General features: G+C 71.2%; 23 protein-coding genes. 13 read left to right on the plus strand and 10 right to left on the minus strand.

The features are described from left to right. From ASD11_RS03755 to ASD11_RS03790, 8 genes are all read left to right on the plus strand, one after another. Window positions 1-1,015: LPXTG cell wall anchor domain-containing protein (locus ASD11_RS03755; RefSeq protein ID WP_162246456.1), on the plus strand; the 1,015-nt coding region annotated here is incomplete at its 5' end. A gap of 91 nt (window positions 1,016-1,106) precedes the next feature. Continuing rightward, window positions 1,107-1,967 carry a DUF5819 family protein gene (locus tag ASD11_RS03760; protein WP_056283462.1) on the plus strand — a complete coding sequence of 287 codons (861 nt, stop codon included), beginning with the start codon at window positions 1,107-1,109 and terminating at the stop codon, window positions 1,965-1,967. After that, window positions 1,967-3,130: a hypothetical protein gene (locus ASD11_RS03765; RefSeq protein WP_056283464.1), complete on the plus strand. Its 1,164-nt coding sequence runs from the start codon at window positions 1,967-1,969 to the stop codon at window positions 3,128-3,130. The genes ASD11_RS03760 and ASD11_RS03765 overlap by 1 nt, the downstream gene beginning before the upstream one ends. A 40-nt stretch (window positions 3,131-3,170) precedes the next feature. Then, window positions 3,171-3,965: a DUF5819 family protein gene (locus ASD11_RS03770; RefSeq protein ID WP_156464567.1), complete on the plus strand. Its 795-nt coding sequence runs from the start codon at window positions 3,171-3,173 to the stop codon at window positions 3,963-3,965. Then, window positions 3,962-4,921, plus strand: coding sequence for an HTTM domain-containing protein (locus ASD11_RS03775; RefSeq protein ID WP_056283470.1), 960 nt, complete (start codon window positions 3,962-3,964; stop codon window positions 4,919-4,921). The genes ASD11_RS03770 and ASD11_RS03775 overlap by 4 nt, the downstream gene beginning before the upstream one ends. 175 nt (window positions 4,922-5,096) lie before the next feature. Beyond that, the gene (locus ASD11_RS03780) at window positions 5,097-6,425 is read left to right on the plus strand and encodes a hypothetical protein (RefSeq protein WP_056283473.1); all 1,329 of its coding nucleotides are present in this window, start codon (window positions 5,097-5,099) and stop codon (window positions 6,423-6,425) included. Between the two features lie 150 nt (window positions 6,426-6,575). Then, the gene (locus ASD11_RS03785; RefSeq protein ID WP_056283475.1) at window positions 6,576-7,280 is read left to right on the plus strand and encodes a DUF5819 family protein; all 705 of its coding nucleotides are present in this window, start codon (window positions 6,576-6,578) and stop codon (window positions 7,278-7,280) included. 14 nt (window positions 7,281-7,294) lie between these two features. Next, window positions 7,295-8,323: an HTTM domain-containing protein gene (locus ASD11_RS03790; protein ID WP_056283478.1), complete on the plus strand. Its 1,029-nt coding sequence runs from the start codon at window positions 7,295-7,297 to the stop codon at window positions 8,321-8,323. On the opposite strand, the gene ASD11_RS03795 is transcribed toward ASD11_RS03790, so the two are convergent. Further along, complete coding sequence (locus tag ASD11_RS03795) at window positions 8,304-9,545, minus strand: MFS transporter (protein ID WP_056288333.1); 1,242 nt, start codon at window positions 9,543-9,545, stop codon at window positions 8,304-8,306. The two genes, ASD11_RS03790 and ASD11_RS03795, sit on opposite strands and share 20 nt — an antisense overlap. Then, window positions 9,542-11,515 (minus strand): M13 family metallopeptidase, encoded by a 1,974-nt coding sequence (locus ASD11_RS03800; protein ID WP_056283481.1) that lies wholly within the window; start codon window positions 11,513-11,515, stop codon window positions 9,542-9,544. Before ASD11_RS03800 ends, ASD11_RS03795 begins: the two co-directional genes overlap by 4 nt. A 17-nt stretch (window positions 11,516-11,532) precedes the next feature. Between ASD11_RS03800 and ASD11_RS03805 the strand changes: the two genes are divergently transcribed. Beyond that, window positions 11,533-12,351, plus strand: coding sequence for a siderophore-interacting protein (locus ASD11_RS03805; RefSeq protein ID WP_056283485.1), 819 nt, complete (start codon window positions 11,533-11,535; stop codon window positions 12,349-12,351). A 24-nt stretch (window positions 12,352-12,375) separates the two neighbouring features. Here the strand turns inward: ASD11_RS03805 and ASD11_RS03810 are convergent, their stop codons facing one another. Continuing rightward, window positions 12,376-13,608: a DUF6716 putative glycosyltransferase gene (locus ASD11_RS03810; protein WP_056283488.1), complete on the minus strand. Its 1,233-nt coding sequence runs from the start codon at window positions 13,606-13,608 to the stop codon at window positions 12,376-12,378. A gap of 118 nt (window positions 13,609-13,726) precedes the next feature. On the opposite strand from ASD11_RS03810, the gene ASD11_RS03815 reads away from it, so the two are divergent. Then, a complete protein-coding gene (locus ASD11_RS03815; protein ID WP_200940073.1) occupies window positions 13,727-15,136 on the plus strand; it encodes a bifunctional cytidylyltransferase/SDR family oxidoreductase in 1,410 nt (469 codons plus the stop codon). A 48-nt stretch (window positions 15,137-15,184) separates the two neighbouring features. Here ASD11_RS03815 and ASD11_RS03820 read toward each other — a convergent pair whose 3' ends face one another. Further along, the gene (locus ASD11_RS03820) at window positions 15,185-16,504 is read right to left on the minus strand and encodes a DUF6716 putative glycosyltransferase (RefSeq protein ID WP_200940075.1); all 1,320 of its coding nucleotides are present in this window, start codon (window positions 16,502-16,504) and stop codon (window positions 15,185-15,187) included. Between the two features lie 221 nt (window positions 16,505-16,725). On the opposite strand from ASD11_RS03820, the gene ASD11_RS03825 reads away from it, so the two are divergent. Genes ASD11_RS03825 through ASD11_RS03835 form a run of 3 tightly spaced genes read left to right on the plus strand, consistent with a single transcriptional unit; the run spans window position 16,726 to window position 20,228 of the window. After that, on the plus strand, window positions 16,726-17,976 hold the full coding sequence (locus tag ASD11_RS03825) for an acylneuraminate cytidylyltransferase (RefSeq protein ID WP_200940076.1): 1,251 nt from the start codon (window positions 16,726-16,728) through the stop codon (window positions 17,974-17,976). Next, entirely contained in the window at window positions 17,969-18,856 is an 888-nt protein-coding gene (locus tag ASD11_RS03830; protein ID WP_056283495.1) for an N-acetylneuraminate synthase family protein, read from the plus strand. Before ASD11_RS03825 ends, ASD11_RS03830 begins: the two co-directional genes overlap by 8 nt. Window positions 18,857-18,860: 4 nt before the next feature. Beyond that, the gene (locus ASD11_RS03835; protein WP_156464570.1) at window positions 18,861-20,228 is read left to right on the plus strand and encodes a glycosyltransferase; all 1,368 of its coding nucleotides are present in this window, start codon (window positions 18,861-18,863) and stop codon (window positions 20,226-20,228) included. A 94-nt stretch (window positions 20,229-20,322) separates the two neighbouring features. On the opposite strand, the gene ASD11_RS03840 is transcribed toward ASD11_RS03835, so the two are convergent. From ASD11_RS03840 to ASD11_RS03865, 6 genes are all read right to left on the minus strand, one after another. Continuing rightward, entirely contained in the window at window positions 20,323-20,634 is a 312-nt protein-coding gene (locus ASD11_RS03840; protein ID WP_056283500.1) for a TFIIB-type zinc ribbon-containing protein, read from the minus strand. Between the two features lie 164 nt (window positions 20,635-20,798). Next, the gene (locus ASD11_RS03845; RefSeq protein ID WP_056283502.1) at window positions 20,799-21,710 is read right to left on the minus strand and encodes a phosphatase PAP2 family protein; all 912 of its coding nucleotides are present in this window, start codon (window positions 21,708-21,710) and stop codon (window positions 20,799-20,801) included. Next, window positions 21,707-23,164, minus strand: a complete 1,458-nt coding sequence (locus ASD11_RS03850; protein ID WP_056283505.1) for a hypothetical protein — start codon at window positions 23,162-23,164, stop codon at window positions 21,707-21,709. The genes ASD11_RS03845 and ASD11_RS03850 overlap by 4 nt, the downstream gene beginning before the upstream one ends. Next, window positions 23,161-24,375, minus strand: coding sequence for a CDP-glycerol glycerophosphotransferase family protein (locus ASD11_RS03855; RefSeq protein WP_056283507.1), 1,215 nt, complete (start codon window positions 24,373-24,375; stop codon window positions 23,161-23,163). Before ASD11_RS03855 ends, ASD11_RS03850 begins: the two co-directional genes overlap by 4 nt. Beyond that, a complete protein-coding gene (gene glf / locus ASD11_RS03860; RefSeq protein ID WP_056283511.1) occupies window positions 24,365-25,552 on the minus strand; it encodes a UDP-galactopyranose mutase in 1,188 nt (395 codons plus the stop codon). The genes ASD11_RS03855 and glf overlap by 11 nt, the downstream gene beginning before the upstream one ends. Further along, window positions 25,542-26,567 (minus strand): glycosyltransferase, encoded by a 1,026-nt coding sequence (locus tag ASD11_RS03865; protein WP_056283514.1) that lies wholly within the window; start codon window positions 26,565-26,567, stop codon window positions 25,542-25,544. Before ASD11_RS03865 ends, glf begins: the two co-directional genes overlap by 11 nt. Window position 26,568: the final 1 nt, after the last annotated feature.

Genomic DNA, 26,568 nt, shown 5'->3' on the forward strand with positions numbered 1-26,568 from the left:
CGCGGTGGCCAGCCAGAACTCGGCGCTGACGGACACCGACCTCGACGCCGTCACCTCGCAGACGGCCGACGGCACCCTGCTGACCGGCACCGACATCGATGCCGTGGCCAGCCAGAACTCGGCGCTCACCGACACCGACCTCGACGCGGTCACCGCGACCACGACGGACGGCACGTTGCTGACGGCGACCGACGTCGATGCTGTCGCGAGCGAGAACACCGCGCTCACCGACACCGATCTGAATGCGGTCACCTCCACCAACGAGGACGGAACGCTGCTCGCGGCCAACCTCGACGTCGACGCCGTGGCCTCCACCAACTCGGCGCTGACGGACACCGACCTCAACGCGGTCACCTCCACCACCACCGACGGCACGCTCGTGCTGGGCAACACCGACGTCGACGCGGTCGCCTCCACCAACTCGGCGCTCACGGACACCGACCTCAACGCGGTCACCTCCACGTCGGGCGTCAACAGCGACGGCTCGCTCCTGACGGCCAACCTCGACCTCGACGCCGTGGCCGCCGTCAACACGGCGCTCACCAGCACCGACCTCGACGCGGTCACCAGCACCAGCACCGACGGCAGCCTCCTGGCGGCCATCGGCGTCGACATCGAGGCGATCGCCAACGACAACTCGGTCCTCACCGACACCGACCTCGACGCAGTGACCAGCACCGACACCGACGGCGGGCTCGTCCTGAGCCTCGACGTCGACGCGGTGGCGTCCACCAACGCGATCCTGGGAGACACGGACCTCGACGCCGTGGCCACGGAAGGGGCGCTCGACGGCGTCCTCACCACCGGGATCACGGGTGCGTCGACCACAGGAATCGCCGGCGTCCTGAGCGCTCAGCAGCTCAGGACGGCGACCGATGACTGCATCGTCTCCGGCGACGGGCAGCTGCCCGACACCGGTGGCGAGAACATTGGACTGCTGTACGCGGCCGGGGGCCTGATCGCCGCCGGTGGCGCGCTGATCGCCTCCTCCGAGCGCCGACGTCGCAGGGCTTGAGGCAACCGCGGCGGCGACGGACGGGTCGCCGCCACACGGGCCGGGGGACGTGCTTCCCCGGCCCGTGGGTGCCCGGTCCCGGGAGGAACCGATGAACACTGAACCTGAGGCAGGCGCGAGCCGGCACCTGACGAAGCCCCCACGCCCCAGCCGGCGTGCCTTCGTCTTCCTGCTGGCCTCGATCGCCCTCATCCACTCACTTCTCATCATGGTCTGGGTCATGCCGGACAACCCGACGCGTCAAGCCGTCGGCGCCCAACGGCTCGCCGACTACGTCACGCCCTACTTCGAGCAGTCGTGGTCGGTGTTCGCCCCCACGCCGCGCCGTGGCGGGGAGAACGTGGTGGTCCGCGCCTACGTGGGCGACATCAAGAAGCTCGACCGCGGCAAGGTCAGCCCCTGGTTCGACGTGACGGCCGACGAGGACGCGCGCATCAAGTACCTCGTGAACCCCTCGCGCATCCACACGGCGACCCGTCGTCTGGGCGGGAACATCAACGCGGCCATGGCCAAGTTCTCGACGCAGCAGAAGCTGCTCGTCCGCGGCGGCTACGTGACCTCGGGTCCCGACGTGCTCATCGGGCGGCTGCAGAAGCTCAACCGCTCCGGTCCGGCCGGCGCAGCCAACATCACCGCCTTCGGCACGCACCAGGAGATGCTCACGCGCTTCCTCTCGATGTATGCCCGGGCGAGGTGGGGCCGCGACGTCACGATGGTGCAGTACGCCGTGGGGCACCGCTCGGTCCCCAACTTCAACGTGCGTCACGACGAGAAGTTCCTCGACGTCCCCTTCACCTACTACGCCTTCGGCTGGCGCAAGGTCATCGGTGCCTCCGACGACGCGCAGGAGGCCTTCGAGGCCTACGTCGAGCGAGCCCCGGACGGACAGCTGCGCAAGGCGACGTCGTCCACCGACACGAAGAGCGACGACACGAAGAAGGCGGACGACTGATGAGCACGCGTTCGAACGGACACCCCCTGGGCCTGGCGGGGAGCCTCCTGGCCGGCCTGGAGCGCATCATGGGTGCCGCCGAGCGGTGGCTCGTCACCGACCAGCACGGTCTGCACGGCGCAGCCGTCGCCCGGGCGCTCTCCGGCGGGGCGGTGCTCGGCATCCTCATCACGAACTTCCGGCAGCGCAACCTGCTCTTCGGTCCGGCCTCGGTCTGGAACAAGCCCATGCAGGACGTGGCGCTGTACTGGCCGCCGCAGCTCACGGCGCCGCTCGGCAGCACAGCGTTCCTGTGCTTCTACTGCCTCGTCATCCTGCTCGCCGTCGGTTGGACGCTGGGCTGGCGTGCCAAGATCACGGGCCCCTTGATGCTCGTGGGCAACGTGGCCATCATCGAGCGCATCCCGGTCCTGGGCGACCAGGGCGACAACATCCTGCGCGTGGGCCTGATGCTGCTCATGCTCATGAACGTCACCGAGGTGTGGTCGCTCGACGCCCGCCGGCGCGCTCGCCTGACGGCGATCCCGCTGACGGACCTCGAGTCCACGGGTGACCGGCTTCGCGCCCGGGCCACGAACCTGTGGCGATCCCAGCCGGTCGTCCCCCGCTGGCTGGCCAACTCCGTGCACAACCTCGGCTACCTGATGCTCGGCTTCCAGCTCGTGCTCATCTACTTCTCGGCCGGCATGTTCAAGACCCAGGGGCCGCTGTGGCAGCACGGCACCGGCATCTACTACCCGCTGCAGCTCCAGGAGTACCGGCCCTTCCCGGCCCTGACCGACCTGCTCGTCTACTCCGGCATCGTGGTCAACATCGCCACCTACCTCACGGTGTTCGCGCAGCTCATCTTCCCCGTGGCGCTGTTCCTCCACCTCGTCACGCGTCGCCACGGTCTCGCCGCGCCCAAGATCTTCTTCCGCGCCGTGTACCTGGTGATCATCGGGTTCCACCTGTCCATCGCCGTGGTCATGGCGCTTCCGTGGTTCGCGCTCGAGATGATCGCCTTCGATGCGATCTTCGTGTCCACGGCCACGTACCTCGCCCTCGCGCGCTGGCTCTCGGCCCGGGGAGAGGGTCTGAGCTATCTGTGGTTCGACCTGACCGACCCCCTGGTCGACCGGCTGCGGGGGCGCGGCAGGTCCGTGCAGGACTCCTCGGCGTGACGGCGCCCCGGTCGGCGGGACCGGGGGCTACGGTGACTCCGTGCCGGAAGAGAACGAGGTTCCAGAGCAGGCTGCGACGCGTCGACGCCTCTCGGCGAGAGGTGTCGTCGTCGCACTCCTCGTGCTCGTGGCCGGTTTCCACGTCGTGGCGGTCTCAGCGGCTGCGCTCCCGCCCAACCGGTACTCCGACGCCGTCCGCCCCGTGCTGGGCTACCTGAACCCCTACTTCACCCAGAACTGGCGGCTGTTCGCGCCGAACCCGGTGTCGTCGGACCGGACCATCCGCTTCCAGGCCGCCATCCGCCAGGACGACGGAGTCGTCACCACCTCGTGGGTCGACTGGACCGACGTCGAGCTCGACCTCGTCCACCACCGTCTCATCGGCAACCGCGCCGGCTACGTCACCAACAAGGCCTACTCGTCCCTCGGGACCCGGTACGGCGCGCTCGCCACCGTCCAGCGGAAGGTCGCCGACGTCGGGGACCCGGCTGCCGTCCCGTCGTGGAGGACGCTGGCGGCGGACCTCGGCCAGGGCAACGCGGCCGCTCGGAGCGTGGCGCGCCTCTACCTGGTCTACGACCGTGCTGCCACTCGGCTCGCCACCGACGTCATGATGAGTCGCCACCCGCGGTCCGAGATCGTGGCGGTGCGCTACGCGTTGAGGAGCCAGGGGGTCGCGCCCTACGCGGCCCGCGGCGGGACCAAGGCCGAGCGCGAGGCCGCCCGCCCCCTCGCCGACCAGAGGATCAACGGCTGGCGAGCCCCGCTGCCCGGCGGCGACGCCGAGCGGAAGGCCGTCGCCGACTTCGACCGTCGACACCGGAGCGACCGATGATCCGCCGCGGGCTCGACCTCGCCGGCGGCTGGCTCACCGACCGTCCCCACGCCACCCGGGGACTCGCCGTGACCCGGATCGTCCTGGGCTTCATCGTCTCCACCCAGCTCATGCTCAACTGGTCCGACCGGTCCTACACGTGGGGCGACGGCGCGCGGTGGACCGAGCCCATCCGCGAGACCAAGGGCTGGCCGGGTCTCTTCGGGGTCTTCCTCGAGTCGCGTGGGACGCTCTTCGACCTGCTCTACGTCGCCACGATCGTCTTCTCGCTCATGCTGATGGTGGGCCTGTGGACCCGCGGCGCGGCCGCGATCACCCTGCTGCTGTGGATGTCCCTCTACGTCTCCAACCCCTTCGTCGGCTCGGGCGGCGACGCGATCCTTCGCATGGTGCTGCTCTACGCCTGCTTCACCGACATGAGCCGGCACGTCTCCATCGACGCCCTGCTGCGCGCCCGTCGGGGTGAGGTGCGCGCCTGGTTCCCGTCCTGGCTCACCGTCGCGCTGCACAACGTGGCCGTGGTCCTGATCGTGCAGCAGGTCATCACCGTCTACGTGGGCTCCGCGTTCTGGAAGGTGCAGAGCCCGCTGTGGCGCGACGGCACGGCCACCTACTACCCGTTGCAGACCCAGGCCTACTCGCCCTGGGTCGACCTGATCCACCCGCTCACGAGCTCGGCGCCGATCATGCACCTGGCCACCTGGTCGGCCATCTACATCCAGCTCCTCTTCCCGGTGGCGCTGCTGTACCGGCCCACCCGGGCCCTCGCCCTCGTCCTGGTCACGGGGATGCACCTGGGCATCGGGATCCTGATGGGGATCATGTACTTCTCGCTCGTCATGATCGCCGTCGACATGATGCTCATCAGCGACCAGACGTGGCGCAGGCTCGGGTCCGAGGCCCGGAAACGCCTGCATCGCAGCGCTGAGCGCGAGGTCGAGCACGCCGCGACGTGACGCAGGAGTGGGCTTGCTCACACGACCAAGTGTGGGAGTAGTTCGCCAGGGCGCCTGAGATCTGATTAAGATGTGGATCGCTCCCACCTCCGTCCGTGGTGGGTGACGCGTGTACGCGACCGTGAGTGAAGTGACTCGGGTTCACTCGCGCCATACATGATCTTGGAGTTTTCTTGTGAAGAAGTTCGGTAGGAACACCCTGGCCGTGGGCCTCGCCACGTTGCTGGTGACGGCCGCAGTGTCGTTCTCCGCCAACGGCGCCGACGCCGTGGTCGCCCAGTCCAACGCGAGCGCGGTGACGGCCACGGGCCTCACCGGCATCGTCGACACCCAGGAGTGCGCTGCGGAGTCCACCGGAGAGGGCGCACCCGCTGAGGGCGAGGGCCTCTGTGGTGACGGCCTCAGCACGCAGGGCGTGAGCGCCTTCTCGCAGAACGCCTCGACCGACCTCGACGGCGACAAGGGCACGTCCACCGCCAACTCCAGCGTCGCCCCGATCGACACCCCGTCGCTCACGACGATCGACCTCGGCACCATCGGTGCGGACATCGCGCCCGACGCCGTCAACACCGGCACGATCCTCGACGGCATCATCGACGGCCTCGACCCGATCACCGGCGCCCTCTTCGACGCCGCGCTGACGCCGATCCTGTCGGCCGTCCAGTCGGCCGTGCTCACGCCGATCCTCAGCCAGCTCACGGGCGTCCTTGACGTCAGCCTCGACATCAAGGCCGTCAACAGCCAGTGCTCCGCCGTCGCGGGCGAGGACGCCACCGGCTCCTCGGACATCGCCGGCATCGACATCGTCGTCACCCTCCCGGGCGGCAACGACGTCGTCCTGCCGTTCAACCTCGGCGCCAAGGCCCCGAACTCGGCCCTCGTCGGCCCCTCGGTCCAGGACCTGGTCAACGGCGTGCTCGACGGCCTCGAGGACTCGCTGAACACGAGCCTCAACGGCGTCCTCGGCCCGCTGGCCGCGATCGTCCCCACGATCAAGGACCAGCTCCTCAACCCGATCCTCGACCAGGTCGAGGCCGCGCTGCTGAACCCGCTGGGTGAGGCCCTGAAGCCCGTCGTCACCGGCACGGTCAACAAGCAGGTCGTCGGCGACGACGGCCAGTCCATCGAGGTCACCGCCCTCAGCCTCGACGTGCTGAGCGGAACCGCCACGGCCGACCTGGCCCGCTCGAGCTGCGGCCCGAACGCCCTGGCCGTCACGGCTGACGACAACGACACGCAGGCCGACGTCGACGTCGATGCCGACGTGGACGTCGATGCCGATGTGGACGTCGATGCTGACGCCGACGCCGACGCGGTGGCCGACGCCGACGCCGACGCCGACGCCGACGCTGCGGCCGACGCCGACAGCGCTGCTGACGCCGACGTGACCACCTCGCTGCCCAACACGGGTGCGAGCGCCAACCTCCTGCCGTTCTGGCTGCTGGGCCTGGCCCTCGTCGCCTTCGGTGGAGCGGTGCTCGTCAACGAGCGTCGTCGCATCTGAACCACGCACTGAGTCCGCTGCCCGGTGACCACCAGATGGTCGCCGGGCAGTGGTCTGTCCTGACCGGGAACACCGTGGTCCGACCCTAGGATGGGGAGCATGTCAGCGGAGGGAGAGCCGGTGCAGCCAGGCGGTTGGAGAGCAGGTTTCGTGCTTCTCCTCGCCGTCCTCGCGGTGGTCCACTCCGTCGTGATCGGGCTGTTCCTCCTGCCGTCCGGCCCGGTGCGTTCCGCAGCCGGCTCAGGTCTTCTCTCGTCCTACGTCGACCCGTACTTCGAGCAGTCGTGGGATCGGCTGGAGCCCAACGAGCAGCAGGTCGACGAGGCGCTGCAGATCCGGGTCCAGCTCGACACCGGTGAGAAGAAGCCGGTCACCACCCCGTGGTTCGACATCACCCGGGTCGAGAACCGGGCGCTGCGGCGCGACGTGAACCCGGCTCGGATGCATGACGCCGCCCGGCGGCTCGCCACCAACCTCAACCAGGTGATGTTCAACATCGGCAAGTCAGGACGCGACCAGGTGGAGGCCGACTTCGTGGAACGGAGCCCCGACCTCGTGACCGCCGTGCTCCAGGCCGTCGACATCGACTCCAAGGCCCTGCGCACCTATGGCGTCGTCGAGACGATGACGTTGCGCTACACCTCGCTGTACGCGCAGTCCGTCTACGACCGGCCCATCGAGGCCATCCAGATCCGGTCCGGCCGGCGCACGGCCCCCGAGCGCTCGGCAGGCAAGGGTGCCCGGGTGACCGATCTCGACTTCCAGTGGTTCTCCACCGGCTGGCGCCGTCTGTACCGAGGGTCCGAGGACGCACGCAAGTCCTTCGCCGCCTACACCAACGGGAGCGTCTCGTGAAACTCTGGCATCGCGTGAGCGACACCGTCCGAGGGCTCGTGCACGGCGCGGAGCGCTGGCTCGTGACCGAACGGCGGGCTCTCCACGCCGTCGCGATGACCCGCATCCTGCTCGGTCTCTCGATCCTGGGGCTGCTGGTCACCAACTTCTCGACCCGCCAGACCTGGGCCGGCGACGCCTCGGTGTGGGCCGACCCCGCCCGCAGCCTGAGCCGCTTCCCCGAGGTCGCCATCCTCGACGGCGTGAGCGGCGACCTGCTCTCGCTCGTCTACGTCGTCGTGATGCTGGCGGCGTTCGCCTTCATGATCGGCTGGCACGCCAAGGCGGCCAACGGCGTCACCGTGGTGGGCTTCATCGCCATCACGGCGCAGAACCCAGTCCTGGAGGGCGCGGCCGACAACATCGTCCGGCTCGGCCTGCTCTGGCTGCTGCTCATGCGGACGTCGGAGGTGTGGGCCGTCGACGCGTCCAGGCCGCGGCCCGACCGCGAGGCCGCCGTGCCGGACTGGCTCCGCACCGGCCTGCACAACGTGGGGCTGGTCGGGCTGTCCATCCAGACGGTCCTCGTCTACCTGGCGGCGGGCCTCGACAAGGTGGCCGACAGCGGCTGGCAGCGTGGGACCGCTCTGTACACGACGCTGAGGCTTCCCGAGAACCGTCCGTTCCCCGGTCTGTCCGACGTCCTCACGTCCAGCTCGGTCGTGCTGGCACTCGTGACCTGGTTGGTCCTCGTCGTGCAGCTGTTCTTCGCCCCGCTGCTGCTGAGCCGGTTCACCCGTCAGCTGGCAGCGTGGTCCGCCATCGTCGTGAACCTGCTCTTCGCCGTGGTGCTCGCAGCGCCCTGGTCGGCTTTGGCGTTCGTGGCCGTCACCGTCGTCTTCATCGACGACGACTGGTGGGAGGATCGGGGCGAGCGCGTCGCTGACCGGATGTTCCCGGTCACCGACTGGTTCCTCGACCGCTGGTACCCCGTCGTCGACCGGGTGGCTGACGCCTGGTTCGCCGTGACGGACTTCGTCCGGGTCACGATCTTCCGGCGCTGATCCCTGTTGCGGCCCGGCGCCCGGACAGCACGAGCACCAGGACCGGGACCGTGAGGATCGCTGCGCTCGCGTTGAGCGTGCCGAAGCCGTTCCACGACATGACGAGCCCGGCCAGCAGTCCACCGCCGGCACCGGCGAGGTTCATGGTGAGGTCCGTGACTCCCTGGACGCGAGGCCGCACCTCACGGTCGAGCGACGTGGAGACCAGCGCGCCGCCCGCGATGACGGAGGCGGACCAGCCGAGCCCGAGAAGCACGAGCCCCGCGGTGATCTGGACCTCCGAGTGACCTGACGTCCCGGCCACGAGCACGGCCAGCAGCAGCAGGCACTGCCCGACGAGGATCGTGCGGTGCGGTCCCCACGTGTCGGCGAGCCAGCCGAACACGGGGGACAGGGCGTACATCCCGGCGATGTGCAGGCTGATGGTCAGGCCGATGAGCTCGAGGCCCGCTCCGTGGTCCTGCATGTGCACGGGCGTGAGGGACATGACGCCCACCATCACGGCGTGGGACGCCGCGATGGTCACCACGGCGGTGCGGACCGGTCCGTGGACGTGGGACCACGCGTCGCGAAGCCCGGGGCGGACGTGGTCGGTGTCGACGGCGTCGGAGCGCACGAGCGGGTCGGGACGCAGGAACAGCAGGTTGCCGAGACCGGCGAGGGCGAAGGCCGCAGCGGAGACGAGGACGGGGCCGGCGAGGTCGGGCACGTGCACGGCGCGGGCGAGATGGGCGGCCGGTCCGGTGAGGTTGGGCCCGGCCACGGCGCCGACCGTGGTGGCCCAGGTGACGAGGGCGAGGTCACGGCCGGTGCGCGACGGCTCGGCGCGGTCGACGGCCGCGAACCTCGACTGGAGGTTGGCGGCCGTGCTGGCACCGAAGAGCAGCAGCCCGAGCAGGACGACGGGGAGCGACTCGAGCTCGGCGCCCAGGACCACGACCGCGGCTCCGGCGGCACCCAGCAACCACCCGGTGGCCAGGGCCGGACGACGGCCCGCCCGCACGGCGAACGACGCGAGCGGGATGGTGACGAGGGCCGCGCCGAGCGTCAGCATGACGGTCGCGGTCCCGGCCCACCCCGTGGAGCCCGAGACGTCCTTCACGAGCAGGGCCCCCACGCTCAGCCCGGCGCCGTTGCCGATGCCGCCGACGACCTGCAGGCCCACGAGCGTCCGAACCGTGCGTGCTTGCGGGAACACCCCCTCCCGCAGGGCGTCGGTCATGACGCCCAGATGGTGACGCGCTGCGCCGGGTCGAGCCACAGGGCGTCGTCCTCGGTGACGCCGAAGGCCTCGTAGAAGGCATCGATGTTGCGGACGACCTGGTTGCAGCGGAACTCGGCGGGGGAGTGCGGGTCGACGGTGAGGCGGCGGACCGTCTCGGCAGGACGCACCTTGGACTGCCAGGCCTGCGCCCACGACATGAAGAACCGCTGGTCGGGGGTGAGCCCGTCGATCGTGGGCTGCTCCGTGCCCTCGGTGGCGATGCGGAAGGCCCGGAACGCGATGCCCAGACCACCGAGGTCGCCGATGTTCTCGCCGATCGTGAGGGAGCCGTTGACGGTCTGGCCGTCGGCGCCCTCGGGCGAGAGGGCGTCGTACTGGCCGACGAGGTCCTGGGCGAGGGCGTCGAACGCAGCGCGGTCGTCGTCGGTCCACCAGTTGCGCAGGGCGCCGGTGCCGTCGTAGTGCGACCCCTGGTCGTCGAAGCCGTGGCCGATCTCGTGGCCGATCACGGCGCCGATGGCCCCGAAGTTGACGGCGTCGTCGGCCTCGGCGTGGAAGAAGGGCGGCTGCAGGATGGCCGCCGGGAAGACGATCTCGTTCATCGTGGGGTTGTAGTAGGCGTTGACCGTCTGGGGCGTCATGTACCACTCGTCGCGGTCGATGGGGCTGCCGATCTTGGCCAGCTCACGGTCCATGGCCACCGCGAGAGCACGTCGTGCGTTGCCCAGCAGGTCGGTGGGGTCGGTCTCGAGCGCGGAGTAGTCCTTGAAGGCGTCGGGGTGACCGATCTTGGGGGTGAAGGCCTCGAGCTTGGCGTGGGCCTCCGCCTTGGTGGCCTCACTCATCCAGGGCAGCTCGGCGATGCTGCGGCGGTAGGCCTCGATCAGGGCGTCGATGAGCGTCTCCATGCGCGCCTTGGACGCCGGCGGGTAGTGGCGCTCCACGTAGAGGCGGCCGACAGCCTCACCGACGGCACCCTCCACGAACCCGACCCCGCGCTTCCAGCGGGGCCGGAGCTCGTCGGTGCCGCTCAGGGTCTTGCCGTAGAAGGCGAAGTTGGCCTCCACGAACGGGGTGGAGAGGTAGGCGGCGGCGGCGTGGACGACCTGCCAGCGGAGCCAGTCCTTCCAGGCCTCGATCTCGGCGTCGACGAGGAGACCCTGGAGGCCCTCGACGAACGACGGCTGGGCCACGACGGCCTCGGCCAGGACGGCGTCGGGGATCCCGGCCGCAGCCGACCAGACGTCGAGGTCGAGCGCCGGCAGCAGGGCCTGCAGGCCGGCGCGGTCCACCAGGTTGTAGGTCTTCTGCGCGTCGCGGCACGCCACGCGGTCCCAGTGGTGCTCGGCGATGCGGGTCTCGAGGTCGAGGACCCGCTCGGCCCGGCTGCGGGCGTCGTCGAGCCCGGCGAGACCCAGGACGGTCTCGACGTGGTCGACGTAGGCCGCCCGGACGGGCGCGAAGTCGTCGCCCGTGTAGTACGACTCGTCGGGCAGGCCGATGCCGCTCTGCACGACGTGCGTGACGTAGCGGTCGGGATGGCCGCGGTCGGGCGCGATGTAGAGACCGAGGAGGCTTCCCACGCCGGAGCGCTCGAGGCTGCCCAGCGTCCTCACGAGGCTCGCGACGTCGGTGACCGCGTCGACGGCCGCGAGCTCGGGCTCGAGCGGCGTGGCACCGAGGGCCTCGACGCGCTCGGTGTCCATGAAGCTGCGGTAGAGGTCGCCGATGCGGCGGGCGTCGTCGCCCTCGATGGCACCGTCGCGGGCCTGCTCCACGATCTCGCGGACGGCCAGCTCGGACTCGTCGACGAGGTGCACGAACGCCCCGGCGGTGGCGCGGTCGGGCGCGATCGCGGCGGTGCTGAGCCACGGCCCGTTGACGTGCCGGAAGAGGTCGTCCTGGGCCCGGACCTGCGGGTCGAGCTGGCGGATGTCGATGGCGGGAGCGGCGTCATTCTGGGTCACGTGGCTAGGCTACCGACGTGTCGAAGCAGCGTCCTGCCCGTCTGACCGTCCTGCGTGCGTCCGACGTCACGCCCCACATGCGCAGGCTCGTCCTGGGCGACGGCCCCGAGGCCGCCGGGTTCGACCAGCTCGTGGCCGGCTGGAACCGCCACACCGACTCGTACGTGAAGCTCGTGTTCCTGGCCTCGGGGTTCGAGTACCCCGACCCCCTCGACCTCGACGAGGTGCGCGAGACCATGCCTCCCGAGGCGTGGCCCATCCTGCGGACCTACACGATCAGGCGCATCGACCTCGAGGCGCGCGAGGTCTGGATCGACTTCGTGGTGCACGGCGACGCCGGCGTGGCAGGGCCTTGGGCGGCCCAGGCCCAGCCCGGGGACACCATCCACCTGCGCGGCCCCGGTGGGGCGTACAGCCCGGACCCGGCCGCCGACCATCACCTCCTGGTGGGCGACGAGGCAGCACTGCCGGCCATCCTGGCGGCCATCGAGTCGCTGCCCTCCGGTGCGGCCGCCACGGCGTTCGTCGAGGTGGCCGAAGGCTCCGAGGAGCAGCCCGTCGCCACGGCAGGCGACGTCGAGGTCCTGTGGCTGCACCGGGGTGACGCCGAGCCCGGCAGCACGAGCCTGCTCGACGACGCGGTACGGGCCTGGGACTGGCCCGACGGCGTCGTGCACGCGTTCGTCCACGGCGAGTCCACGCTGCTGCGCACGGTCCGCCCGTACGTGAAGGACGAGCAGGGCGTGCCGCGCGACGGCCTGTCGGTCTCGGCGTACTGGCGCCTCGGCGACACCGAGGAGTCCTTCCGCACCTGGAAGTCCCAGCAGTCCACCTGACCGGGTCCGCTCAGCGAGCGGGCGTCAACGCAGGTGGAGGACCTTGCGGTTCGCGACGTGGGCGAGCCACAGCATGAGCCGCTCGAGGGGTGCGAGGGGTGTGCCGCGCCACGGCTGGAGCGCGTCGTGCCGGTAGTACAGGCTGCGCAGGCGGTTCCCGAGGGTGCGGGGGAGCCGGGCGGGCTCGGGGAGCCCGGCCGCACGTCGGGCGAGCAGGTCCTCCACGTCCTGGACCCACGTGTCGTCGCCGTCGTCGTGGAAGTAGTTGTCCGCCGCCCACCGGGTGTCTGCGCGGTGGAAGCGTCCGGCCACGACGTCGTCGGTGGTGCCCAGCAGCCGGCTCCCGACGAAGAGGGAGTTCATGTGGGCGTCGTCGATCCCGAAGTCGGTGAGGATCACCGCGGGGACGTCGGCGGCCATGGCCTCCAGCACGGCGGAGGAGCTCACGGTGACGAGCGCGGCGGCGTCCTCGAGGTGCTCGGCCATGGGACCGTCGGCGAAGACCAGGTTGCTGGGCAGGTCGAGGTCGTGCGCGAGGTCCACGTAGCTCGCGCCGCCGCGGTGCGCCTCGCTCTCGCCGGCCTGGGCCCGGAGCTTCACGACGACGCGGCGGTCGGGGCGGGCGCGCGCCGCATCGGCGAGCCGTTGGAGCAGCCGACGCCGGTCCTCGGTGGCCGCCGGGACCAGTGACTGCGGCGCGAAGACCACCGAGGTCCCGTGCGCCGGGCGGCCGTCCGTCGCAGCACTCGCGCGGACGTGGGCGAGGAACGGCAGGGTCGCGAGGGTGGTGCGGTGCCGGACCTCGTGGCGGCGCGCGACCGCCGAGATCTCCTCGACCTCGCGGTGGCTGTGCGTGACGAAGAGGTCGGCGCCGCGGCGCAGGTTCACGTCGTACCACTGGACCGGCAGAGCGATGCCGGCCACGCCGGTGACGACGACCGGCCGGTCCGGTCGGCCCTCGAGCCAGCGGACGACGTGGGGCACGGCGTGGGCCCGGGTGGCGAGCAGGAGGACGTCGGGGGCCCACTCCGCCACCAGGCGACGGAGCGAGCGCGCATCGACCCGCTCCACGTCGTCCACGGAGAACGGCGTGCGTGTCAGTGCCTCGGTGACCTGGCGCTCGCTGGGCGCGCCCTGGGCCTCCAGGACCACGAGCCGTGCAGACCACCCGGAGGGCAGCCGACCGGCCAGGGAGCCGGCCCACTTGACGTACGAGTCCGAGTCGGTGACGGCGAGGAAGCGGACAGAGCGACTCACCTCCCTGACGCTAGGCAGGAGGGACGTGGGACGGGGGACGCGCAGCCGTACGGCGGATGAACACTGCCGGACGGTCCGGGTGCCCCGGGAACCAAAGCCGTACCGGTACCCTCGACGGGTGACTCAACTGCGCAACGTGGCCGTGATCCTCGCTGGTGGAACCGGCACCCGGGTGGGACTCTCCATCCCCAAGCAGCTCATCAAGATTGCCGGCAAGACCATCATCGAGCACACGATCGCCGCGTTCCAGGCCTCGAACCAGATCGACGAGATCGTCATCCTCATGACGCCCGGCCACCTGGACCCCGTGCGCGCCGTGGTCGACGGCGGCGGCTACAGCAAGGTCACCCAGATCCTCGAGGGCGGCGCCACGCGCAACGAGACCACGAGCCGTGCGCTCGAGGCCCTCGGCGAGGAGGAGTGCAACGTGCTCTTCCACGACGCCGTGCGCCCGCTCGTCTCGCAGACCATCATCGACGACGTCGTGGCGGCGCTCAGCCAGTACGAGGCCGTCGACACGGCCATCCCCTCGGCAGACACCGTCGTGCAGGTCGACGAGGAGACCGAGGCCATCGCCGACGTCCTGCCCCGCCACCTCCTGCGCCGTGGCCAGACGCCGCAGGCCTTCCGGTCCTCCGTCATCCGCCGCGCCTACGAGCTGGCCTGGAAGGACCCCGGCTTCACCGCCACCGACGACTGCACCGTCGTGCTGCGCTACCTGCCCGACGTGCCGATCGCCGTTGTGGCCGGTCACGAGCGCAACATGAAGGTCACCGAGCCCATCGACGTCTACATCGCCGACAAGCTCTTCCAGCTGGCCTCGGCCGACGCCCCCGACCAGCTCGACGACGAGCAGTACCGCTCGGCGCTGGCCGGCAAGACCATGGTGGTCTTCGGCGGCTCCTACGGCATCGGCGGCGACATCGCCGACCTCGCCAAGAGCTTCGGCGCCACGGTCTTCACGTTCTCGCGCTCCTCCACCAACACGCACGTGGACCGCCGCGAGGACGTCGCCGCGGCCGCTGCCGCGGTGCTGGCCAAGAGCGACTCGATCGACTTCGTCGTGAACACAGCGGGCATCCTGCCGCTCGGTGACCTCGCCGACGTGACCGAGGAGACCATCTACGCCGCCACGGAGGTGAACTACCTCGCGCCCATCTTCATCGCGCAGGAGTTCTACCCCCATCTCGCGGAGTCGCAGGGCTCGCTCCTGCTGTTCACGTCGTCGTCGTACACGCGGGGACGCAAGGGCTACTCGCTGTACTCCTCGGCCAAGGCCGCCGTGGTCAACCTGACGCAGGCCCTCGCCGACGAGTGGTCGGGCGAGGTGCGGGTCAACTGCGTCAACCCCGAGCGAACCGGCACGCCCATGCGCACCAAGGCGTTCGGCGACGAGCCCGCGGGCACGCTGCTGGAGTCGTCGGTCGTGGCCCGTCGCTCGCTCGACGTCATGCTGTCCCAGCAGACGGGCCACATCATCGACATCCGTCGCGAGGACGGCCCCGCCGCCATCGGCGGGGGAAGCTAGGCACCCTCACGCCCGACGCTTCGCGACCGTCTGCCGGTCGGGCCAGCCCTAGAGCTTCTTGATGCGGCGCTGGTTGCGCCACTTCTTGAGCGGCTTGAGCGCGGCGGGCGGGACGAGCCAGATCCCGAGCTGCAGCGCGGTGCCCTTGACGAGGCCGTGGCGCCGCCGACGGCGCGCCCAGGGACCGGGCGGCTCGGGCACCTCGCCGCTGAGCCGCGCGCGGTGCAGCTCGAGCGCGCCCTGCTGGTAGGGCGACGTCATGGCGGCGAGCGAGGGTCGCTCACCGGTGGCGAGCAGCTTCTCGACGCGGTCCACCACGGCCTGGGCCGGCGTCACGGAACGCCCGCCGAACCAGGAGTCCACCCACGCCGCGGAGGGTGTGCCGATGTCGTCGACCTCCAGCTGGTCGAAGGTCCGGAGCAGGCCCGAGTCGAGGAAGACGTGGTTGCCGTAGCGCTCGTGGACCCCGAGGTCGAGGACGAGGGCGACCCGGACCCCGTGGTCGACCGCCTCGAGGCACGCCGTCGACGACATCGTGACGAGCAGGTCGGTCTCGCCGAGGAGCTGGGGGACCGGGCGGTAGTCGACGGTGAAGTTGGACGGGAGGGCGTCGCCGGAGAGCAGCTCCTCGGGGTGGTGGTGCATGCGGTGGAAGGTGTCCTCGCCCTGGCGGTGGCGGGGCTTGAGCAGGACGCGTCGGTCGGGGTGCCGGCGGGCGTAGGCGGCGAGGCGGCGGTACACGTACAGCCGGTCCGCGGCGGTGTCGGGGACGGTGGGCTGGTCGGCGAACAGCACGGTCCGCACGGGCGCGGAGGGCTGCGGCCGCGGGCTGGTGGAGAGGATGGGTAGCCCGGACAGCAGCAGGTTGCCGGGGTCGATCTCCAGCCGGCGGGCCACCTCGCGGAAGTGGTCGAGCTCGTGGCGGGCGTTCACCGCCACGACGTCGGCGCCGCTGCGGTCGAGGTAGCCGGCAGTGATCTTCTCGATGATGACCCCCACCCACCCGGCCACGACCACGGGCGCGGGCTCCTGGCGTGGCTCGGCCGCCATGCGCTCCGTCAGGTCGAGGGTGAAGTGGCGGACCTGCGGGCCGGCGAGGGCCAGGACGACGACGTCGACGTCCAGGGCCAGGTCGAGGATCTCGTCCTTCCAGACGAGGTCGACCTGGTCGGCGCCGGCCGCCCGGACCTGGTCCTTCGACAGCGCCACCCGTTCACGCGGGGCGACGTAGCGGCACTCGAACCCACGCTCCCGGAGCTCGGACCCGAGGTGGGCGGCCCACTTCAGCTGTGAGTCGAACGCGGCCACGAGCAGGGCGCGCGGCGCGCGGGCGGGTCGGGTCACTGGGTCTCCGGTGCTGGTGTCCACGCCCTGCACGCTAACCGTGACCGGGCGCCGCGCCCGAGCCACGAGGCGTGGCTTCACCGACTGTTGGCCCAGGCTTTCCCCCGGCGTCGCCGGGGTCCGGCTAGCGGTCATCCCGACCCCTTCCACATCGCCGCAGGTCACGCCGGGAAGCCGCGTGACGTTCTCCGACGCGAACGTCGGCGTTCACCTCGCGGTCGGAACCCGTGCCTACGTTCGGCGCCATGACCACCGAGCTGCTGACCACCGAGACGGACCTGCAGGAGGCGCCCGTCGCGCCCCTGCCGGCCATGGACGTGTGCGCCATCATCCCGGCGCGCGGCGGGTCCAAGGGCGTGCCGCGCAAGAACCTGCGTCCCCTGGGGGGCGAGCCGCTCGTGACCCGCGCCGTCCGCAGCGTGCGCGGCGTGGCGGGCATCGACGAGGTGGTGGTGTCCACCGACGACGCCGAGATCGCGTACGCCGCCCGTTCGGCCGGGGCCTGGGTCGTCGACCGCCCCGAGCGCCTGGCCGGCGACACCGCCTCCTCGGAGTCGGCCCTGCAGCACGCACTGGGCCAGCTCGCGTCGCGCGGGGCCGTCCCCGACGTCGTGGTGTTCGTCCAGGCCACGAGCCCGTTCATCGATCCGGCGGACCTGCAGCGCGCCGTCGCCCTCGTCCAGGACGACGAGTGCGACGTGGCGTTCAGCGTCACCCGCACGCACGACCACCTCTGGCGCCTCGGGCCGAACGGGCCGGTCGGCGTGAACCACGAGGTCGGGCGACGCCTGCGACGCCAGGACCGCGACGCCGAGTTCTGCGAGACCGGCGCGTTCTACGTCATGCGCACCTCCGGCTTCCTCGAGCACGGCCACCGCTTCTTCGGGCGGATCCGCATGGTCGAGGTCGACGTCCGCGACGCCCTGGAGATCGACACCGAGCACGACCTGCGCCTGGCCGAGGAGCTCCTGCTGCGCCGTGAGGCGGAGGCCTCCGACCCGGCCGCATCGCCCATCCCGGCGCGCGCCGTCGTGACCGACTTCGACGGCGTCCACACCGACGACAGCGTGCGGCTCGACCAGCACGGCGTCGAGTCGGTGGTCGTGAGCCGCTCCGACGGCATGGGCGTGGCCCAGCTCAAGCGCGCCGGCCGACCCGTCCTCGTGCTGTCCACGGAGACGAACCCCGTGGTCTCGGCCCGTGCCGACAAGCTCGGCGTGCAGGCCATCACCGGCTGCGACGACAAGATCACCGCGCTGCGGGCCTGGGCGCAGGAGATCGGCGTCGGGCTGCACGACATCGCGTACCTCGGCAACGACGTGAACGACGTCGAGTGCCTCATGAGCGTGGGCTGGCCGGTCGTCCCGGCCGACGCCCACCCGGCCGCCCGCGTGGTGGCCCGACACGTGCTCCGCCGCCCCGGTGGCGACGGAGCGGTACGGGAGCTCGCAGATCGCGTGCTCTCCGCGTCCCAGGAAGGACCGCACCATGGCTGAATGGGTTCAGATCGGCGAGGAGATCGTCGGCCGCCACCGTCCGACGTACGTCATCGGTGAGATCGGCATCAACCACAACGGCAGCGTCGAGACGGCCAAGAGCCTCATCGACGTCGCGGCCCTCGCGGGCGCGCAGGCGGTGAAGTTCCAGAAGCGCACGCCGCACATCTCGACGCCCGAGGACATGAAGCACACGCTGCGCGAGACGCCGTGGGGCGAGATGACCTACCTCGACTACCGGTACCGCGTGGAGTTCGAGAAGGAGCAGTACACCGAGATCGCCGCGTACGCCGCGACGAAGGGCATCGACTGGTTCGCCTCCCCGTGGGACGTGCCGTCGGTGCAGTTCCTCGAGGACATGGGCGTCTCCACGCACAAGGTCGCCTCGGCGTCGGTCACCGACCTCGAGCTCCTGCGCGAGCTGGCCCGCACGGGCAAGCCGATCATCCTGTCCACCGGCATGAGCACGCTGGACCAGGTGGACAAGGCCGTCGAGATCCTCGGCACCGAGCAGCTCGTCATCATGCACGCCACCTCGACGTACCCGCTCCCGCCGGAGGAGGCCAACCTGCGCACGATCCCCGTGCTGGCCGAGCGCTACGGCGTGCCCATCGGCTACTCGGGCCACGAGCGCGGTCTGCAGATCTCGCTGGCGGCCGTCGCCCTGGGCGCGGTCACCGTGGAGCGCCACATCACGCTCGACCGCACGATGTGGGGCTCGGACCAGGCCGCCAGCCTGGAGCCGCACGGCTTCATGAGCCTCGTGCGCGACATCCGGGTGCTCGAGAAGGCCCTCGGCGACGGCGTCAAGCGCGTCATGCCGGGCGAGCTCAAGCCCATGGCGCGCCTGCGTCGGCACAGCGACCCGATCGGTGCATGAGTCGGTGACCCCGCACGGGCCGGGCCCCGCCGAGGACGTCTCCTCGGCGGGGCCTCGGCCTGCGCCGGGGCCGTCCCGCGTGCTGGTGGTGGCCGACTCGGACTCCTACGTCAAGTACGGGGCGGCCCTCGCCGAGCAGCTGCCCGCCTCCTGGTCCGTGCGCATCGTCGTGGCGGCCGGCAACGCCGTGCCCAGTCCACGTCAGCTGGCCGACGCCGTGGCCGGCACACGGTTCGTGGGGGCCGACGTGCCGGTCGTGGGCCTCGGCGACCTGCGCCGGCTGCTCGACGGCTGGCGACCCGACGTCGTGATCGCGGCGGCGCGGGGCTACACCGTCCAGGCCACGCTCTCGCTCGTGGCCAACACGCCGCAACGGCCCGTCCTCGTGAGCGGGATCGCCGGGGTGTCCATCCCGGTGCTGCCCTACGGCCTGGGCTTCCGGCGCTCCGTCGACGTCTTCGTGACGCACAGCCACCACGAGCTGGCCGAGTCCCAGCGCGTGAGTCGCCGGGTCGGCATCCCCATCCGCTTCGAGCTGGGGACCCTGCCCTACCTCGCCGCGGCGCGAGCGGTCCGCCCCGAGCCGCGGGGACGGCGTCGCATCGTCTTCGCGGCGCAGGCCCTCGTGCCGTCGTCGCGTCGCGACCGGCAGTGGCTCGTGGAGAAGCTCGCCGAGACCGCTCGGCAGCACCCCGACGTCGACGTCGTGGTCAAGGTCCGGGCGCGCGCGGGCGAGACCCAGACCCACCACGAGCAGGTGGGCTACGAGGAGCTCGTCTCGACGTTGCGCGAGGAGGGGCGGGCACCGGAGAACCTCCTCGTCGAGGACGGCCCCATGCGGCGCCACCTCGAGAAGGCCAGCGGGTTCGTCACGGTGAGCTCCACGGCACTGCTCGAGGCCGTGGCCGCCGGGGTGCCGGTGCTCGCGATCGACGACTTCGGCGTGGGCGCCGCGCAGATCAACGTCGTGCTCGAGGGCAGTGGTGTGCTGGCCGGCGCCGAGGAGCTCGTGGCCGGTCGGTTCCGGACGCCCGACCCGCAGTGGGTGCACGACAACTACTTCCACCACACCGCTGACGACACGTGGGCCGACGCCGTGCAGGGACTGCTCGCGGTGCGCGCCTTCGAGGGCCTGCCTCCCTACCGCGAGCTCCCGCGCAGCTGGATGAACAGCATGCGCGAGGTCTGGTACCGCGAGTTCGCGTTCCGGACCGGGCGCACCGGCTGGTTCGCCTGGGCCGAGCGACGGTTCCTGCACGCCGCCCTCACGCTCAACCGTGGCCGGTGGCGGCTCATCACCGCGCTGTCAGGACGACCGTCCCCGCGCGAGCGCACCGTGGAGCCCGAGCCCACGCGCGTCCCCGCCCCCTGAATCCGCGAGTGGCGCAGATCGGTGCTTTTGGGACGGCGTGTCGCACCAATTCGCGCCACTCGGGACCCACTCTGCGCCACTCGCGGGAAGGGGCTCAGTCGAAGAGCTCGCTGAGCCAGTGCTCCTTCTTCTTCTTGCGGTACGGCTGCTGGTACCCCTGCTGCGGCCGGCTGTCGTAGCGCGGCTCGGTGTATCGGGGCTCGGCGTACTGCGGCGCCTGCGGCTGGGCGTGCTGCTGCGGCACGGGGGCGGGCGCGGCGGGCGCGGACTCGGCGGCGGCCCGGTCGATGATCTTGTCGAGCTCTCCGCGGTCGAGCCACACTCCCCGGCACTGCGGGCAGTAGTCGATCTCGATCCCGGACCGTTCACTCATCACGAGCAGGGTGTCGTCGGTCGGACACTTCACGGGGCATCACTCTCCTTGGTCGGTCAACGGCCCGGTACCGCTGAGAGTTCCGCGGCTGATGGGTACCCCCGCGAGCGAGTGGCGCAAACCGGCACTCGAGTGGCGCAGATTGGCACGACACGCCGTCCCAGAAGTGCCAATCTGCGCCACTCGCGGATGTGGGGTCAGGCGGGGTGGGGTGCGTGGCGGCGTTCGTAGAGGGTGCAGCCGAGCATGACCACCGCGGCGAGGAGCCAGCCCGCGAGGAGGTCGATGACGTAGTGCTCGCCGTAGTACACGAGGGCGGTGGACATGAGGACGGGATAGGCCAGCACGAGCCAGCGCCACGGGCTCCGCAGGTGCGTGACGGCATACAGCGCCACGAGCATGGCCAGGCCGCCGTGCAGCGACGGCATGGCCGCGACGGGGTTGCCGACGCTCGCGAGCTCGACGTGGAACCCGCCGAGCCCGATGGCGTCCCAGCCGCGCCCCGTGAGGCGGGGGACGTGGTCGGCGATGTAGCCGTCCTTCGACGCGAGCCACGGCGGTGCCATGGGGTAGAGCAGGTAGATCACGAGGGCGGCGTAGTTGATCACCAGGTAGCGCCGCATCCACGGGAGCCAGGCGGCACGGTCGCGCAGCCAGAGGACGACGGCGATCGTCAGGCCGGTGACGAAGTGCGAGAAGTAGACCGTCGTGAAGACCGTGTCGTACCACCGGGGCGGCGTGGAGCCCGTGCACGGGGCCGCGCACCACGCGTCCTGGAGCCGCTCGGTGGGCAGGACCCCGCCGCCGATCCACTCGTCGACACGGATGGGCATCGTGTAGTGAACGGGGAGGCCGATGAGCTCGTCGGAGAGGCCGCGGCTGTAGAGGTAGATGACCAGCCCCAGGAACACGAGCCACCAGTCGCGCACGAAGCGCAGGTGGTCGCGCCACGGCGCCTGGACGTCCCACGCGATCGTGACGAGCCAGAGCCACACGAACATCTGGTACGGGTCGGTGGGGATGCCCACCAGGACGATCCAGAACCCGAGCGCCACGGCGTAGACCATGAGCGCGGGCGCGCGCCAGGTCCAGGTCGTGGAGGTCGTCATCGGCAGTCCGGGATGCTCTCGAGGGTGCGGGTGGTGGAGCGTTCGAGCCACACGCGGCGCTCGCACACGGTGGCCACCACACGGTAGTCGCGCTCCAGCACGGCCCTGAAGGCGGCTGCGTCGAGCCCCCACGGTCGGGGGCCGGACCAGTCGACGACCCAGGTGGGTCGGTCGGGTCCCTCCATGACGGCCGTCAGCTCCCGCAGCTCCGGGTCGCGGGTGCGGACGATGAGGCTCCACAGGTACGGGTAGGGCGCCGCGAGCCCCGCTCGCTCGAGCACGTTGGGCTGGCCGAAGGCCACCACGCCGGAGTCGCCAGGCGTGGCCGAGTCGCGCAGCCAGGTCCCGACGACGAAGGAGCGGTGCTCCTCCTCGGCCCGGGTGGCGAGGCCGAAGACCGTGTTGGCGAGGGTGGCCAGCGCCACCGCGGCCGCGACGACCACCACAGGACGGCGAGGAAGGCGCACGACGAGGAGGCCGACGGCGAGCGACGTGGCCGGGACCAGCTGCACCAGGTAGTGCGCCCAGTAGCTGCCCCCGAGGACGACCTCGACGGTCACGACGACCAGCACGGCCGCGGTGGCGACCAGGACGGGGTTGCGGTCGCGACGGAGCCGGGCCAGCGTGGCCACGCTCACGACACCGAGCCCGCTCACGAGCCAGATCGCGGCCAGGATGCCGAGCCGCTCCGGCGTGGCCGAGGTGGCCGACTCCCGGATCACCTCGCCGGCCTGGAACCGGAAGACGACGAGGGCGTCGAAGAGGTCACCGGGCGAGGTGCCACGCGCGGCGGCGAGAGCGAGCGCGAGCGCGAGGGCCGCGAGGAAGCCCGCGGAGCCGGCGGCAAGGACCGTGACGCAGCGCCGACGCAGGGTCGGCGACTGCCAGGCCGTCACGACGACGAGCGCGACCGCGAAGACGAGACCGTCGAGGATGGTCTGCTTCACGAGCACGGCGCCCGCGGCCAGGGCGCCCGCTCCCGCCGCCCACGCCGCGACGGTCCGGGCGCGCTCGCTCCTCAGAGCGAGGAGCGTCAGCGGGAGCCCGGCGGCGACGAAGGCGGAGGCGAGCAGCTCGCCGTTGGTGCGGGACATGCCGAACCAGTGCGCGGTGCCCAGGAGGGCCGCCGTGCAGGCCGCCCAGACGGCCGCCGTCCGACCTGCGGCCAGACGGGCCGCCGCCGCGACCCCGGCCACGACGACGAGGGAGGCGAGCAGACCGACGAGGCGCAGCCCGGTCACGCTCCCGGCGGCCTCGACGATCCAGATCAGCAGGGGAGGGCGGTCGACCCAGTGGTCGCCGTACAAGGAGGTGCCGCCGCTGTGCCAGCCCTGCGCCACGACGAGGTAGCCCGCCTCGTCGCGCCCGGCCGGGTCGACGAGGTAGGCCAGGCGCACGACGACGAGGAGGAGCAGGGCCACCGTGACCGGTCCCCAGCGGCGCAGCACGCTCACGGGCCGGTGGCGCCTGCGGCGCGGCGCTCGGCCCAGGCACCGTCGCGCCGGGCCATGACCTCCTCGCACGCCTCGACGAACCGGCGGGTGGCGGCTCCTGGCGTGACGTCGGTCAGGTAGTACGTGGTGAGTGCGTCGCGGGCCTCCCGCGAGGCGTCGTGCTCGAGCTCGGCCTCGACGACCGCCAGCACGTCGTCGTCGGCGCCGAGGCGGGTGACGAGCTCCAGCAGGCGGCTGCGCGGGGGCCGGGCCACGGACACGGTGACGACGAGGGGCTTGCGCGTGGGGAGCCAGTTGAGTGGCACGGCGGAGATGTCGGTGACGAGGAGGTCGGCGTCGGCGAACGACTGCTCCAGGGTCACGTCGGTGTCGACGCGGTGCGCCAGCGCCCGGACGGCGGCGTCGGCCGCACCGTAGTCGGCGCGGATGACCCCGTTGAGGGGGTGCGGACGGTAGATCACGCGGTACCGCTCCCGCAGCGACCGGACGATCTCCACCCCCATCTCGGCCACGGACCCGTAGGAGACCGAAGGCTGCGACGCCTCCCACGTGGGGGCGTAGAGCACGGTGGGACGACCCTGCGGGTCCGGGTCGGGCGAGGTGCTGGGCGCCGCGTCGAGCTGCGGCTGCCCGATGAGGATGCTGCGGGCCGACGCGTCGTAGAGCATGACGTTGGCCGCGGTGCGCTCGAGCGCCGCCCGCCCGGCCAGGAAGCACCAGTCGTAGGCCTTCACCTGGTTGGAGACGGAGACGCCCTTGTCGCTGTCGCCGTGGCCCAGGTAGACGTGCACGAGCGACGTGAACCGCAGGCACTCGAAGTTGATGGGGTCGTGGTTGACGTAGAGCGCGAGCCGGACCTCGCTGCGGGCCAGCACGGTGTCGAGCTGGCCGTACGTGGCCAGGGTGATGCAGTCCAGGCCGGACTCCTCGCGCACGGCGCGCGCGGTCCGGGAGTCGCGGAAGACGAGGGCGACGCCGCGGGCCGCGTGCAGGGCGCGCAGGGCCGGGAGCCAGGGCCGCAGCTGGTAGAGCGTGTCGAGCCCGGTGGGGAAGAAGACGAGCACCTCGGCGTCGAGGCGCTGCTCCAGGCGCTCCACGTCGGCACGCTTGTCGGGCATGCCCACCGGGAGGAGGCGCGAACGGCGGATGCGACCGATGAGCCACAGCCGCAGCCGGACGGCCAGGCCCGAGCGCGCCCCGTCAGCTGCCATCGAGGCGGGCTCCGGTCTTGACGTGGGGCGTGAGCTTGTTGTCGACCATGGAGAGGGCCGAGCCGATGGCCATGTGCATGTCGAGGTACTGGTACGTGCCGAGCCGACCACCGAAGAGGACCTGGGGCTCGCTCTTCATGAGCTCGCGGTAGGCGAGGAGCCGCTCGCGGTCCTGCGGGGTGTTGACGGGGTAGTACGGCTCGTCGCCGGTGCCGTCGGCGGAGTGCTCGGCGAACCTCGAGAACTCGCGCATGATCACCGTGGCGTCGTCGGGGTAGTCGCGCTCGGGGTGGAAGTGCCGGAACTCGTGGATCCGCGTGTAGGGGACGTCGAGGTCGGCGTAGTTCATGACCGAGGTCCCCTGGAAGTCGCCGACGGGCAGCACCTCCTGCTCGAAGTCGAGGGTGCGCCAGGAGAGGTCGCCGTGCTCGTAGTCGAAGTACCGGTCGACCGGTCCGGTGTAGACCACCGGGAGCTGGCCCACGCAGGACGCCTTGCTCCACGGCTGGGAGTCGTCGAAGAAGTCGGTGTCGAGCCGCACGGAGATGTTGGGGTGGTCGGCCAGGCGCTCGAGCCACGCGGTGTAGCCGTCGGTGGGCAGGCCCTCGTGGGTGTCGTTGAAGTAGCGGTTGTCGTAGGTGTAGCGGACCGGGAGACGGCTGATGATGTCGGCGCCGAGCTCGGTGGGGTCGGTCTGCCACTGCTTGGCGGTGTAGGCCCGGATGAACGCCTCGTAGAGCGGGCGCCCGATGAGGCTGATGGCCTTCTCCTCCAGGTTGCGCGGCTCGCCGGTGACCTGCGCGGCCTGCTCGGCGACCCAGGCCCGCGCGGCGTCGGGCCCCATCGCCGAGCGCGTGTACTGGTTGATGGTGCCCAGGTTGATGGGCATCGAGAAGACCTCGTCGCGGTACGTCGTGTAGACGCGGTGCTGGTACGGGGTGAACGTCGTGAACCGGTTGGCGTACTCCCAGACCCGCTCGTTGGAGGTGTGGAAGAGGTGGGCGCCGTAGCGGTGCACCTCGATGCCGGTGGTGGGCTCGTCCTCGGAGTAGGCGTTGCCGCCGACGTGGTGGCGCCGGTCGATGACCTGCACGCGCAGGCCCAGCTCCGTGGCGCAGCGCTCGGCGACGGTGAGCCCGAAGAACCCCGAGCCGACGACCAGGAGATCAGCGTCCATCGGTGGCCTCCTGGTGGCCCGCGGCCGGGACCGGGGGCATGGGTCGCCAGCTGCTGTCGCGCCAGATGGCGCGATTGGCCCGGAAGCCACGGGCGAGGTCGCCCACGCCCCTGAGCGTGTGCTGGACCACGACGAGCCGGAAGACCTCCTTGGCCAGCGTGAGGGCCGTGCCGAGGCCGAACCCCACCCGGCTCAGCTGCCCGTGCTCGGCGAAGTACTTGCCGACGTGCGCGCGGTTGCGGATGACGTGGAAGCGGAAGAGCGGGCTGCCGTCGTTGAGGTGGCGGACGCCGAGGTTCACCTGCTTCTGCTCGCGCTTGCGCTGGAGGACGAACTCGTCGACGTAGACGACCTCGGTGAAGCGTGACGCGAGCCACGCGTACGTGGCGTCGTCCCACGAGATGAAGAAGCGAGGGTCGGGCAGGCCGATGAGGTGCGGGACCGAGGAGTGCACGAGCATCCCCTCGAAGGTGCCGGAGTTGGTGACGGCGTAGCCACCGCGGTCGAAGTCCTTGACCGAGTAGGGCAGGGGGACGCCGAGCCACTCGTTGAACCGGGCCTGCCAGTAGAAGGGCGAGCCGTCGAAGTCGTAGCGGCGTCCGTGGATGACCTTGAACCGCTCCATCCAGGGGGCGAGCTTCTCGAGGGCGTCGGGCAGGACCTCGACGTCGTCGTCCATGAGCCAGATCCAGTCGGCGCCGAGGTCGAGGGCCACCTGGGTGCCGACGCTGAAGCCTCCGGCGCCACCGGTGTTGGTCTCCTGGAGCGCGTTCACCAGGACGTCGGCCGGAAGCCGCTCCGCCCAGCGGGCCACGACCTCCTGGGTGTGGTCGGTGCTGGCGTTGTCGACCACGACGACCCGCCACGGGGGCGTGGACATGCGCGAGATGCTCTCCAGGAGCTCGTCCAGGAAGGTGGGCCGGTTGTACGTGACGATCGTGATGGCGACCTTCGACGGCGGGGCTCCGGGTGTCGCGGCGCCCTGCGCAGCGCTGTCCTCAGGGGTCTCGGTCACC

It is taken from the genome of Aeromicrobium sp. Root495 (assembly GCF_001426755.1).
Taxonomy (GTDB): Bacteria; Actinomycetota; Actinomycetes; order Propionibacteriales; family Nocardioidaceae; genus Aeromicrobium.

What these genes read in the sequence shown, in the direction of transcription:
- ASD11_RS03760 (WP_056283462.1), top strand. Translation starts at nt 1,107, where the DNA reads ATGAACACTGAACCTGAGGCAGGCGCGAGCCGGCACCTGACGAAGCCC.
- ASD11_RS03765 (WP_056283464.1), top strand. Translation starts at nt 1,967, where the DNA reads ATGAGCACGCGTTCGAACGGACACCCCCTGGGCCTGGCGGGGAGCCTC.
- ASD11_RS03775 (WP_056283470.1), top strand. Translation starts at nt 3,962, where the DNA reads ATGATCCGCCGCGGGCTCGACCTCGCCGGCGGCTGGCTCACCGACCGT.
- ASD11_RS03795 (WP_056288333.1), bottom strand. Translation starts at nt 9,545, where the DNA reads ATGACCGACGCCCTGCGGGAGGGGGTGTTCCCGCAAGCACGCACGGTT.
- ASD11_RS03825 (WP_200940076.1), top strand. Translation starts at nt 16,726, where the DNA reads ATGACCACCGAGCTGCTGACCACCGAGACGGACCTGCAGGAGGCGCCC.
- ASD11_RS03830 (WP_056283495.1), top strand. Translation starts at nt 17,969, where the DNA reads ATGGCTGAATGGGTTCAGATCGGCGAGGAGATCGTCGGCCGCCACCGT.
- ASD11_RS03845 (WP_056283502.1), bottom strand. Translation starts at nt 21,710, where the DNA reads ATGACGACCTCCACGACCTGGACCTGGCGCGCGCCCGCGCTCATGGTC.
- ASD11_RS03855 (WP_056283507.1), bottom strand. Translation starts at nt 24,375, where the DNA reads ATGGCAGCTGACGGGGCGCGCTCGGGCCTGGCCGTCCGGCTGCGGCTG.
- glf (WP_056283511.1), bottom strand. Translation starts at nt 25,552, where the DNA reads ATGGACGCTGATCTCCTGGTCGTCGGCTCGGGGTTCTTCGGGCTCACC.